This is a genomic window from Chryseobacterium sp. MIQD13 (assembly GCF_050496705.1).
In the GTDB taxonomy this organism is placed as follows: Bacteria; Bacteroidota; Bacteroidia; order Flavobacteriales; family Weeksellaceae; genus Chryseobacterium.
The window spans coordinates 55425-69327 of sequence record NZ_JBNWAF010000004.1 but is presented as its reverse complement, the minus strand read 5'-3'; the positions used below and the strand labels follow the sequence as shown (position 1 = coordinate 69327).

Genomic DNA, 13903 nt, shown 5'->3' with positions numbered 1-13903 from the left:
GTTTCAGACAACATTAAAAAATATTAAATATTCAACAATAGTGAGCATTATAGAAATTCATTATTCAATTTTATGTAAAATATTGATTTTTAATACTTACATTTGCATCCCTTATTGAGAAAAATGAAAAAAATTCTACTAACCATCTGTACTTTTCTTTGTTTATTATTCAATGCACAGCTTGATACCGACCATTGGTTTGCACCGATGGCGTCAAAATCCGGTATGGTAGGGCTTCAGGGATATTTATATCTTTCAACGAACGAGACAACTCCGTTTAGTGTTCAAATATTTAACAATAATGTACTTTATACAACGGTTCAGGTTAGTAAAGGAAATCCGGCTCAGGTCAGTATTCCCAATAATTTTTTAATTACAGATAATCAATCAAATCTTTTTACCCCAAATTCGATGGGTTTAAATGTAAAGGGGTCTAAAAAATTCTTTGCTAATTACAGGTTTTCTGTACCCAACCACGCTGAAATTATTACTTCAAAAGGTTTAGCGGGACTTGGAAAAACATTTTACGTAGGATTGGCTCCATTAACAGGTACAGCAGCTTATGTAAATTCCACAATAGGAATTACCGCAACCGTAGATAATACTACCGTAGTTGTTTCCGGCTACAATCCAAATGTAATTTTTTCAGACGGAACTTCAAGCCCTACCAGAACTTTTACATTAAATAAAGGGCAATCTTATATTATGGATGCCCTAAGTACAGCTTCCATGAATAATCTTGACGGGTTAATTGGCGCAAAAATTCAGGCATCACAGCCTGTGTCTGTCACAAATGGAAACTGTAACGGAATTTACACCAGCTTAAATTTAACCAACAATGATATTCTGATGGACCAGGCAGTCCCTGTTGAGAGATTAGGAAAAGAGTTTGTTGTCGTAAAAGGAAACGGAACAATCCTTTCTGAAATGGAAACCGCCTTAGTTGTTGCCACTCAAAACGGCACTAACATTACCGTCAATGGAATTCCTACAGGCATTACATTAAATGAAGGGCAATATTACATGGTTCCCAGCATGAATTATGTACAGCATGGAGCGGGTGACAATTATAATATGAGCATTTCGGCTAATAACAATATTTATGTATATCAATTATTAGCAGGAGTTTCCAGCACAACAGGAGGCAATGAATATGCGACAGGCGGAATGAACTTTATTCCACCTTTAAGCTGCTTTATGCCAAATAAAGTGGATGAGATTGGTTTTATCAATCAGATTGGAAGTCAGAATTTTAATGCCAGATTAAATATTATTACTCAAACCGGAGCAACAGTTACCTTAAATGGGAATCCTATTGCTACAGCAAACGGACCTTATCCTGTGAATGGAAATCCAAACTGGGTAACCTATACAGTTCCCAACATTACAGGTACTGTAACTGTGAATTCAACCAAGTCTGTAACTGCGGGAATTGCAGCAGGAAGTGGCGCAGTAGGCTATGGAGGATATTTTGCAGGATTCTCATCAGTTCCAGTAATTTCAAAAACAGGAGATTGTTATACAGGTGTTTTATTACAGGTGGATAACTCTTATGATTCTTATCAGTGGTATCTTGACGGAAATCTTATTCCGGGAGCTACATCTTATTCTATTGACCCTGAATTGTACGGAACAGGAAATTATACGTGCTCAGTTGCAAAAAGCGGTTGCGGGTCATTACTTACAGACAATTATTATCATATTAAATGCCCGCCGATTACAACAACGATTTATAATATCGGATCATGTAACACAAAAGTAATCACTCCTGCATTTACAAGTTCAACACAAACGATTGTTCCTGCCAATACAAGCATTGTTTCTACCCCTTCTTTAGGAACAGCAACAGTATCCCCTGCAACAGGGCAAATTACTTATACTCCGAATACCGGGCTTACAACAGACACAACAGATTCTTTTGTCTATTATATTAATGGAAACAGCAGTCCGGCCGATTTTGAATATTTCAAGGTGGAGGTGAATATTGATGTTCTTCAAACCCAGAATGCAGCTATGTCTTCGTGCTCAGACGTCAACGGGAACGGAACCTTTAACCTTACCTCTGCAGTTTTAAGTCCTGACACAGGTACAACAACAACCTATTATACGAACTCCAATTTAACAGGCTCAATCACAAACCCGGCTGCCTATTCAGGACCTGCAGGAACAGTTTATGCTAATGTGACCTCAGCATTCGGATGTTCCAAGACAGCCCAGATTACATTAACAGTGAATCCTTCCCCTAATATAAATACCGGAAACTTCAATGCAAACCTTTGTGATAATGATTTTGACGGGATTATCAATGTAAACTTTGCAACTGTTACTCCACAAATCGTAACGAATCCTGCCAATTTCAATGTACAATATTATCTTGTTCAGGCAGATGCCACTGCAGGAAATAACAATACCCTTCCGGCAAACTGGACCTATAATGCTGCCACTACTGTTTATATAAGAGTTTCGCCTGTTGTTGGCGACTGCCCTACTGTATTTGGGCAGATTAATTTCACCGTAGGAAATAAAATTACTTTAATTGCAAGTTCAGTTACGGCTGATGTATGCGACAACGATATCAGCGGATCTGAATCGGCCAACCTTAATGATTATAAGAACTTATTTACAACAGACCCTGCTGTTATACTTTCATTTCATGCCTCGCTGGCTGATGCTCAGGCAGGAACAAACATCCTTTCCCCTACGCAGAATATCACTTCAGTTCATACCTATTATATAAGGTTCCAGAGCAGTACGGGATGCCCGAACACAGGACTCCTTAAGCTTACATTAAAAACGCCTAAAAAATCCGGAATGCTCCACAATCAGGTAGTGTGTCAGGGTGAAAAAGTGCTCCTGGATGCAGGTCCCGGGTTCTCTTCTTATCTATGGAGTACCGGTGCGACAACACCAAGTATCACAGCAGGTGCCGGAAATTATTATGTGGATCTCGGATTTAACGGATGTGTGTACCGTCAGACTGTAAGTGTAACAACTACTGAGGCACCTACAATTACCAAAATTGACACATCAGGTTCTACAGCAACGGTTTACGTGACCGGAGGCACACCTCCTTATCAGTATTCCCTGAATGGAATTAATTATCAGGCTTCCAATGTATTTATCGGGCTTTCAAGAGGAATACATAAAGTATATGTACTGGGTTCTGACGGATGTACACCGGTTATAAAAGAATTTTTGATCCTGAACCTCGTTAATGCTATTACTCCTAATGGTGACGGGCTTAATGATGTCCTTAATTATTCCGATTTAAGGATTAAGCAAAACGTAAAAATAGAGGTTGCTGACCGTTATGGTTTTCCTGTTTACAAATCATCCGACAAGAATTATATCTGGGATGGAAAGGTAAACGGGAGAAATCTTCCTACGGGAACCTATTGGTTTGTGATTACCTGGACAGAACCAGATACGAAATTACCAGTTTCATATTCCGGATGGCTTTTAATTAAAAATCGTGATTAATTTTTAACTTTTGTCATATTTATTTAATACTATTTCAAATATTATTTTAAATTTGTAGAAATCCTAATTCCACACACATGAAAAGATTTCTACTCAGCTTAGTATTATTTCTTTTATCAATTAACCCGCTCTTTGCACAAAGGGATACTGAACACTGGTTTGCGCCTATGGCAGCTAAATCCAATGTGCTCAACAGTCCTAAACAGGCATTGTATTTTTCCACAGATTCCGTAACTCCGTTTCCTGTAGAAATATACAGCAACAATGTACTGCTTGGGACGGTAACTATTATGAAGGGGGATCCTAAAGTATTTGATATTACAACAGCTACAATGATTACATCGAATGCTGCAGAGATGTTTGTACCCATTGGTAAAGGAATTTATACTAAAGGAGCAAAACCATATTATGCTAATTTCAGATTTAGTGTCACCAGCCACGGAGAAATATTAATTTCTAAGGGTAAAGCAGGTACAGGAAAAAAATTCTATGCTGTCTCTAGTCCGATGACCGGGCAAAATGTTACTCTTTTAAATTTTACAACCGGTGTTCTGGCCACAGAAGATAATACAACGGTTACTGTTTCCGGATATAATTCAGGAGTACAGTTCTCTAATGGGAGTACAGGAACTACCACTCCCACCCTTACATTCACCCTTAATAAAGGGCAGGCTTATATTATAGAGGGGAGGGAAAATAATGGAGCCAACGCCTCCGGTTTTATCGGTGCAAAAATAGTATCCAATAAACCCATATCAGTAACTAACGGTAACTTTAACGGGCAGTTTGCTCTTCCACCAAGTGCAGGATCAGGCGGTTCTGATATTGTTATGGACCAAACCATCCCAACTGACAGACTAGGAAATGAGTTTGCCCTTGTAAAAGGAAACGGAGATAGCGATGACGGAGACGAAGATGCAATAATTGTTGCAACTGAAGATAACACGGAAGTATTTCTTAATGGTTCCACCACTCCGGTTCAAACCCTGAACGAAGGACAATGGATGAGAGTGGGACAAGGACCCAACAACACCTATATATTTCCATACATTGATCAGGGAAGCTCTCATTTTAATATGCATATTAAGACTTCAAAGAACGCTTATGTTTATCAGCTTCTGGCAGGTCTTCCAAATAGTACGGCAACGGAAGGATTCAATTATATTCCACCTTTGAACTGCTTTCTGCCTAGAAAAATTGACGAGATAGGTTTGATCAATGAACTTCCTGAAACCAACTCCAGTGGTACAAAAAATATTAAACTAAATATGATTACTGAAGCTGGAGCAATCGTTAACGTTACTGTAAATGGAGCTCCTGCACCAACGGTGCAAGGACCTTTCACTATAACAGGAACTACAGCATGGGTATCTTATACTGTTCCCAATGTAATAGGCAATGTTACTGTTACATCTTCAAAAGCAATTACAGCAGGGATCTCTGCGGGAAGTGGAGCTGTAGGATACGGTGGCTACTTTGCTGGCTTCTCATCAATTCCTGTTATTGCTAAAAAAACAGGTGAATGTGCACCTGGTATTGTATTAGAAGTGGATGACAGTTATGAAAGTTATCAGTGGCTCTTAAACGGAACACCTATTCCGGGAGCAACAAGCAATACATTCTCACCAACAACCTCAGGAAACTATACTGTAAAAGTAACAATGGGTTCATGTCCGGCTGTTACCACTCCAATTTATAAGGTATTTACCTGTTTAAAACTAACCACACAAACATTGAATGCATGTTCTACGAAAGTCATTACGGCAGCATTCACCTCTTCAACACAGACTCCGGTACCTAGTACACTGGTTATCATTACCGCTCCAACACATGGTACTGCTGTAGTGAATCCAAACGGAACGATTACCTATACTCCTAATGCCAACTATTATGGTCCGGATCAGATTGTATACAAATTCTGCGGTAATGCCGCTGAATTTATTGACTGCGAGCAGGTTACCTTAAACCTTACTGTAGTACCTTTCGTTGTGAGAGATGCCATAATCAAAGCATGTCAGTATGATGTAGATCCTTATGCTTATTTTGATCTTACTAAAGCCAGTGTTACCGACTATACTCCGGTAACAAAAAAATACTATCCTACATTGGCCGATCTTGCTGCGGGAACTAATGAAATCACCACACCTGCAAATTATCCATCTGCCGGAGGGTATATTTATATAAAAGTTACCACTAATGAAGGATGTACAGCTAACGCAAAAGTTCAACTGATTGCACTTCCGATAAAAAAATCACCAATTCTTGTTGACCAGTTTATCTGTGCAGACGGCACAACGACTTTAGATGCCGGTCCGGGATATGAATCTTACCAATGGAGCACAGGAGCTACGACACCTTCTATTCAAAATGTAGGTATCGGAGAATATACTGTAATCCTGGGTAAAAACGGATGTTTACTTCCACAGGTTGTAAGAGTAAGAAAAGCTGAAGATCCGGTAATCACTAAAATTGAAATTTCCAATACTACAGCAACAGTAATTGTAAACGGAGGAAATCTCCCATACAAATATGCTGTGGATTCACCAAGCAACTGGCAGGATTCCAACATATTTACAGGGCTTACAAGAGGTCAGCATACTTTCTACGTAAAAGATGCCTACAATTGTGATCCTGTAGCTGTGGAAGTAACAGTTCCTAATCTGTTAAATGCCATTACTCCTAACGGTGACAATAAAAATGATTTTATAGACTACAGTGAACTGGCTTATAAAGAAAACCTTTCTTTTGTAATTTATGACCGTTACGGAAACATGGTATTCACAGGAAATAAATTCAATAATTACAAATGGGACGGAAAACATTTTGATAAAAAACTTGTGACAGGAACTTATTGGTATCATATCAACTGGAATGAATCCAATAAAGAAAAGACTCCGATCTACTACACAGGATGGATTTTAGTTAAAAACATTGAATAAACCATTCTGCCTATAAATAATGAACCGCGATTTGAAATCGCGGTTTTTTTTTGATCTAAAACTGATATTTTTTACATATTTTACAATGCTACATTAAATATTCCCTTATTTTTGCGACAATCCTAATTCCCATATACATGAAACATTTTTTACTAACTTTTCTTTTGCTGTTTATAACAGCCAGCCCATTTTCGGCCCAAAGAGATACGGAGCATTGGTTTGCTCCGATGGCGGCACGAAGTACAAATGTCCTCAGCCCCCAGCAGGCTCTTTATTTCTCTACGGATTCTACCACTCCTTTTCCTGTAGAAATTTACAGCAATAACATATTGCTTGGAACAGTTACAGTTTCCAAAGGAGCTCCGCAGACATTTAACATTCCTTTGGGAAGTATTGTTACGAGCAGTACTTCTGAAATGTTTACTCCTGTAAATAAAGGATTATACACAAAAGGAACAAAACCTTATTTTGTAACCTTCAGGTTTTCTGTAAGCAGCCACGGTGAAATCCTTACATCTAAAGGAAAAGCAGGAATCGGCAAAAAGTTTTATGCAGTAGTCGCTCCCATAGAAAACCCTGTGGTAGCACTCAATTTTACCACCGGTATAATGGCTACAGAAGATAATACTACAGTGACCGTTTCGGATTATTCACCTGATGTTATCTTTACCAACGGATGGACTGGGGTAACTAATCCCTCTCTAACATTTACGCTTAATAAAGGCCAGTCCTACATCATTGAAGGAGTTGGTGACAGCGCAGGAAACAAAGAAGGCTTTATCGGTGCAAAAATAGAGGCCGATAAACCTATTTCTGTTACCAATGGAAACTTTAACGGCCAATTTGCCATCATCCCGCCTGGTACTATTTATGACGGATCTGATATTGTAATGGACCAGTCCGTACCTACGGACCGACTTGGAAATGAATTCGTCCTTGTAAAAGGAAACGGTGATATCAGTGAAAGGATGGAAGATGCCCTGATTGTTGCCACTGAAGGCGGCACTCAGGTATTCATCAACAATGGAGCAACACCTGCAATAACCTTAAATGAGGGAGATAGTTACAGGGTAAACAAATTGAATAACAATAATTACATCAATCAGGGAGGCAACCACTACAACATGTATATTAAAACGACTAAAAACGTTTATGTGTACCAGTTGCTGGCAGGTGTTTCAAACAGCAATGCAACGGTAGGATTTAATTATATTCCGCCTTTGAACTGCTATCTTCCAAGAAAAATTGATGAAATAGGGAACATTAATATCCTGCCTCCTACAACCAACACTGTTAAGTTAAACATCCTGACGGAAACAGGAGCTGCAGTGACAGTAAACGGTGCAGCGCCTCCTGCCGCTCAAGGTCCCTATCCTGTATCAGGAACCTCATCATGGGTATCCTACTCTGTACCGAATGTCACAGGCAATATGACAATTACTTCTTCAAAAGCTGTGACTGCAGGGATTTCCGGAGGAAGTGGTGTGGTTGGCTATGGTGGTTATTTCGCAGGATTTTCATCCATTCCGGTTATTGCCAAACAGACAGGCGACTGTATTCCTGGAATCGTACTGGAAGTAGATGACAGTTTTGATTCCTATCAGTGGTACAGAGATAATACTCCCATTACCGGAGCTACAGCCAATTCTTATATTCCGACACAGTCCGGTAACTATACTGTAAAAATAACGGTAGGTTCTTGTCCTCCGATAACCACCCCGGTGTATAAAGTATTCACATGCCTTACGGAAACCACATCAAACCAAACAGTGTGTGATGGGGTTAAATTGATTGTTCCGACATTTACAAATTCTACACAATCTGTAGTACCGGGCAGCGTAGTTATCATTACACCACCTGTCAACGGTAATGCAGTAGTTGATCCTACTACAGGGGTTATCAGCTATGCTCCCGCTTATAATTATGTTGGACCCGATTCTTTTGTTTACAAATTTTGCGGAAATAATCCTGACTTTACAGACTGTGAAGAAGTAACATTAAATTTAACGGTTTCTGAGAGTCCTATTGTCAATAATGCCTCTCTAAGAACATGTTATCTGGAAGCTAATCCGGCTACAGGACTGTTTAATCTTACCAACGCTTCAGTAACCACACAGATAGGGGTTACCAAAAAATATTACCCTTCTCCTACAGATGCTGACAATAGTACCAATGAAATCTTAAATCCGGCAAATTATATTGCTCCTACCGGTGTAGCTTATGTAAAAGTGATCAATGCGAATGGTTGCTACAGAATTGCAGAGGTTTCTCTCACTGTTCTCCCACCCGTAAAATCTACAGTTCTTGTTGATAAGATTATTTGTGTGGAAGATAAAACAACACTTGATGCAGGACCTGGATTTAATGGCTATGAATGGAGTACGGGAGCTACAACACAGGCCATCCAAAATGTTGGTGTAGGAACCTATTGGGTGAAACTGAAAACCGGCGACTGTATTACACTTCAGACTGTGAAAGTATATGCTTCTGAGCAGCCTGTTGTTTCCAATATTGATATTTCAAATACTACAGTTACCGTATATGCAATAGGCGGAAATCCTCCGTATCAATATTCACTTGATAATATCCAGTGGCAGGATTCCAATATATTTACGGATGTGGCGAGAGGAATATCTGCAGTATATGTAAAAGACAGCTATAACTGTGAACCAATTAAAGTGGAGATTACCATTCCTAATTTAATCAATGCTATTACTCCTAATGATGATGGGGTAAATGATGTACTTGATTATTCATTGCTATCAGGCAAAAAGGATCTGGAGTTTGCTATTTTTGACCGATATGGAAGTAAAATATTCCAGGGAGACAAATCAAATGCTTACAAATGGAACGGAACTTTAGGCGGAAGCAAAAGGGTTCCTACAGGAAACTATTGGTTTGAAATTCACTGGAATGAGCCTGCAGGTAAGCAAACTGCTGTAAAATACACGGGCTGGATCCTTGTCAAAAGCAGAGAATAATTACTAAAGAATATAACTTTCCAAACCGCGATTTTAACATCGCGGTTTTTTTGTTACTTTTTCAGGGCATGAATCCATTTTATTATTAAATTTGTGTTAAACTCCCTCAGCTGAATGAAAAAAATTTTATCTTTTTTGTTTATAGTTTGCTTTTTCACCTTTTCCTTCGCCCAATTGGACAGGGAACATTGGTTTGCCCCAATGGTGGACAGAAGTTCGGGACCCAATCCTTATCAGAAGTTATATTTATCTACCAACAGGACAACCCCTTTCCCGGTAAGCATCTATAATAACAATATCCTTATCGGTACGGTAACCATCAGTAAAAACAATCCTCAGAAATTTGACGTATTAAGAAAATATATCATCACAACACTTCAGGCAGATGTATTTACTCCTACTACAAAAGGATTATATGTAAAAGCCGAGTTCCCTTTTTATGCTAACCTTAGGTTTTCCGTATTCAATCATGCTGAGATTATTACTTCGAAAGGAATACCTTCCACAGGAAAAAACTTTTATGTTGCAAATGCTCCCATAACGGTTAACAACCCCATCTTAAACTTTATGGCCAGCGTTCTTGCAACTGAGGATAATACAACAGTTACAGTCAGCGGATACAAACCAACGGTACAGTTTTCCAACGGAACTACCGGAACCACCAATCCTACAATGACCTTTACCCTTAATAAAGGACAGTCATACATTATGGACGGATCGGGGACAGTAAACACTGATGGTTTCATCGGTGCTAAGATCACAGCCAGTAAACCTGTGAATGTTACCAATGGAAATTTTAATGGCCAGTATGCTGGAAGTTTCCCTTCAAGCTCTGATATTCTGATGGATCAGGCTGTCCCTGTTGAAAGGCTTGGAACTGAATTTGCCCTGGTAAAAGGAAACGGCAGTGTCGGGTCCAATATGGAAGGAGCTATTGTGATTGCTACAGAAGACAATACCCAAATCTTCGTCAACGATGAAATTCCTCCGCTTACAACTCTGAATGCGGGCCAGTATTTTATTGTTCCCAATACGAAATATAAGCTACAAGGAGCAACCCATTATAATCTTTACCTTAAAACGTCCAAGAATGCTTATGTATATCAGATTCTTGCCGGAGATTCCGTTTCAGGAAGTGAAATAGCAACCGGAGGGTTTAATTTTATTCCCGCCCTGAACTGCTATCTTCCCAAACAGATCAATGAATTGGGATTGATAGATGAAAACTTTGTTCATTCCACTGCCAACCCGTCAGGGCTTCTTAATATTCCGACAAAGCTGAATCTTATTACGGAAAGAGGCGCCAATGTTACCGTAAACGGAGGTATTCCACCGGCAACAACAGGTCCTTTCAATATGACAGGTACAAACAACTGGGTTACGTATGGTATTCCTAACGTTACCGGAACTATCACTGTAATTTCAGATAAAGCTATTACTGCAGGAATTACTGCAGGGAGTAATGCTGTAGGATATGGAGGATTTTTTGCAGGTTTTCCTACACAACCTGTTATTCTAAGGTCAGGAGGAACCTGTGTTCCCGGCATTGTTCTTACCGTAGACCCTGTTATTTATGATACTTATCAGTGGTATGTAAACGGAACTCTTATTCCCGGAGCCACTGGAGCATCAATTACGCCAACACAATCCGGATATTACACATGTTCAGTAACTATGGGAAGGTGTGCAGCTTTGGTGACCGATCAGTTTAAAGTACTGAATTGTACCAAACTGACTACATCAACATATACTGTCTGTAATACGCAAACCATTACTCCTACATTCAGCAGTTCTGCGCAAACACCTGTACCTTCTACAGTTTCTATCGTAACTGCTCCTACATTAGGAACTGCGGTGGTAGATCCTGTAACAGGTATCATTACTTATACCGTCAATACACCCGGAAGTACAGGGACAGATACTTTCACCTATACTTTCTGTGGAGACGATCCTGTTTTCCCGGACTGTGAAACCGTAACTGTAACCGTTAATATTCTATCTCTTATCGTAACAAATGTCACCTTACATGCCTGCAATATTAACGGACAGGGGACTTTTAATCTTACTTCTGCCAATGTAACCAACAACTCTCCGGTAACTATAACGTACTACCCTACTTTGATAGATGCCCAGAACGAAAATCCGGGAGCAGTTATCACTTCTGCCAATGCTTATACGGCACCAGACGGCACCATTGTGTATGCAGTGGTAAAAAATAATCTGGGTTGTAAAAGTATTGCTCAGATCACCCTGTCTTTATATAATCTGGCAATTATAGTCAACAATTATAATGGTACTTTCTGTGATGATAATATGGACGGAACAGTCACTGTCTCACTATCCAATATAACAGGTATTGTACTGAATAACCCCGGTTATTTTACCAATGTAAGATATTATGCATCCCTCGCAGATGCTAATGCAGGAAATGCCAATACACTTCCTAACAACTGGAGCTATACCGCTACGACAACCATTTACATTAGAGTTGAATCTCCGGACGGCTGCGCTGTGGTTGTAAGACCCTTACAGTTCAGTATCGGAGCGCGTATTACTTTATTAACAACCTCAGTTGTTACCAGTATATGTGATGATGATCTTGACGGAATCAAAACGGTCAATCTTTCACAATTTATCCCGCAGTTTACAACAGATCCAAATGTAACTTATACTTTCCATGGCACTTTAGCTGATGCCCAGAATGACATAAACGCTATATCGGCTACAGTTAATGTTACAGGTACACAGACTTATTACATCCGATTTGAGAAAAATGGAGTATGTCCTGAAGTAGGATCTGTTAAAATCACCGTTAAGGCCCCAAAAAAATCTGACCTGCTAAAAGACCAGATTATCTGTCCAAAAGCTACCACGACGTTAGATGCAGGCCCGGGATTTGAAAAATATCTTTGGAGTACAGGAGCTACTTCTCCTTCTATCACCAATGTTCCGGTAGGAAATTATTGGGTGGAGCTTACGTTCAACGGCTGTATTTACAAACAGTATGTTACCGTTGCAGAATCTCTTCTGCCTGTGATAGCAACTATTGAAATCAACGGATCTACAGTAACCGTAGGAGCAAGCGGCGGTATCCCTCCTTATGAATTTTCACTGGATGGAGTAAGCTGGCAGAGCTCAAATGTCTTCTACAATGTACCAAGAGGAAGTCATACCGTCTTTGTAAGGGATTCCAAATTATGTGGTGAAGGTTCCAGAGAATTTGCCATTATCAATCTGATTAACACCATCACTCCTAACGGTGACGGACATAATGATGAGATAGACTATTCTGCTTTAATGAGCAATACAAATCTGGAATTCAGAATATTTGACCGTTATGGGGCAGAAATCTTCAGAGGAAGTCCAACCAACCGGTATACATGGGACGGAAGAATGGGCGGAAGACCTGTTCCTACAGCTACTTACTGGTATTTTGTCACCTGGACAGAATATGGCACTTCTACTTTAGTAAAATATACAAGCTGGCTGCTTGTAAAGCATAAATAATAAGATGATTTTTGTTTAAATTCTATCATATCATTGTTATTTATAAACATTTATAACATTCATTAACAGTTTAATATTAAAGTTTAATATAACTTTAACCTGTAATCACTATCTAAATAGGTATAAATTGCTGTATTTCTACGTAATTTTGCCCTAATTATATGAAGAAGCTAATTACCCTTTTTATGCTGATTTTTCTGGCAAAAATCAATGCACAGACATATTCCGGAGAGGTATTTTTAAGAGACAATTCCATCTTATATCTTAATCAGGTTTATGTAACCAATCTGAATACTCAGAAAACAGTTCTTACTGACTATAACGGTACTTACAATATACCTGCAGCTCCCGGAGATGTAATCCGCTTTACGTCTATCGTCACAGAGCGGAAAGATGTGAAACTTACTCCCCAGATGATGCAGCAGAAAAACTTAATTGAATTAAAAATTGCTTATTACGAGATTCAGGAAATTGTACTGAGCAGGTTCAAGCCTACCGGAAACCTAAGGTACGATGTAAATTCTATAAGAAAAGAGGATAAAGGACTGGCTATCAAAAAAGTAATTGGACTGCCTGAGCCAAAAGGGGACGGAACATCTCCTGAGCTTCCGGTTGCCGGATTAAGGGATGGCGGTCTTACTTTCAGCCTGGAAAGCATCTATGACATCCTTTCGGGGGACAGAAAGAAAAAACAACGTTACATGGCCTATGAAAGAATGAATAATTCTGTAACACAGATCAAGAATTATCTCGGCAAAGATTATTTTGCCAAGTTCAAAATTCCTGAAAATCTTATTGACAACTTCCTACAGTTTGTCTATACCTCAGAAAATATTGAAGCTTATGTTTTGGCCGGTAATTTTGAAGCTATAAAAGTACCTATCGAAAAATACCTTCCAATCTATCAGAAAAGGCTTAAAACTTCAAATCTTCAGGACGTAATCAAGTAAGCTTCCTGGCTACATATTTTAAGAAATGTATACTGTTTAATAATTT

5 protein-coding genes are annotated in these 13903 nt (G+C 39.2%); all 5 read left to right on the top strand.

Translation table 11 applies throughout. From position 1 onward, the window contains the following. The first annotated feature begins 123 nt into the window (after window positions 1-123). The 5 genes from ACQWU4_RS17235 (at window position 124) to ACQWU4_RS17215 (ending at window position 13857) form a co-directional block, all read left to right on the top strand. Window positions 124-3480, top strand: a complete 3357-nt coding sequence (locus tag ACQWU4_RS17235) for a T9SS type B sorting domain-containing protein (protein ID WP_429937002.1) — start codon at window positions 124-126, stop codon at window positions 3478-3480. 77 nt (window positions 3481-3557) lie between these two features. Then, a complete protein-coding gene (locus ACQWU4_RS17230) occupies window positions 3558-6419 on the top strand; it encodes a gliding motility-associated C-terminal domain-containing protein (RefSeq protein WP_429937001.1) in 2862 nt (953 codons plus the stop codon). 137 nt (window positions 6420-6556) lie between these two features. Next, window positions 6557-9400 carry a T9SS type B sorting domain-containing protein gene (locus tag ACQWU4_RS17225; RefSeq protein WP_429937000.1) on the top strand — a complete coding sequence of 948 codons (2844 nt, stop codon included), beginning with the start codon at window positions 6557-6559 and terminating at the stop codon, window positions 9398-9400. A 114-nt stretch (window positions 9401-9514) separates the two neighbouring features. Next, window positions 9515-12907, top strand: coding sequence for a T9SS type B sorting domain-containing protein (locus tag ACQWU4_RS17220; RefSeq protein WP_429936999.1), 3393 nt, complete (start codon window positions 9515-9517; stop codon window positions 12905-12907). A 161-nt stretch (window positions 12908-13068) separates the two neighbouring features. Continuing rightward, window positions 13069-13857 carry a hypothetical protein gene (locus tag ACQWU4_RS17215; protein WP_429936998.1) on the top strand — a complete coding sequence of 263 codons (789 nt, stop codon included), beginning with the start codon at window positions 13069-13071 and terminating at the stop codon, window positions 13855-13857. Window positions 13858-13903: the final 46 nt, after the last annotated feature.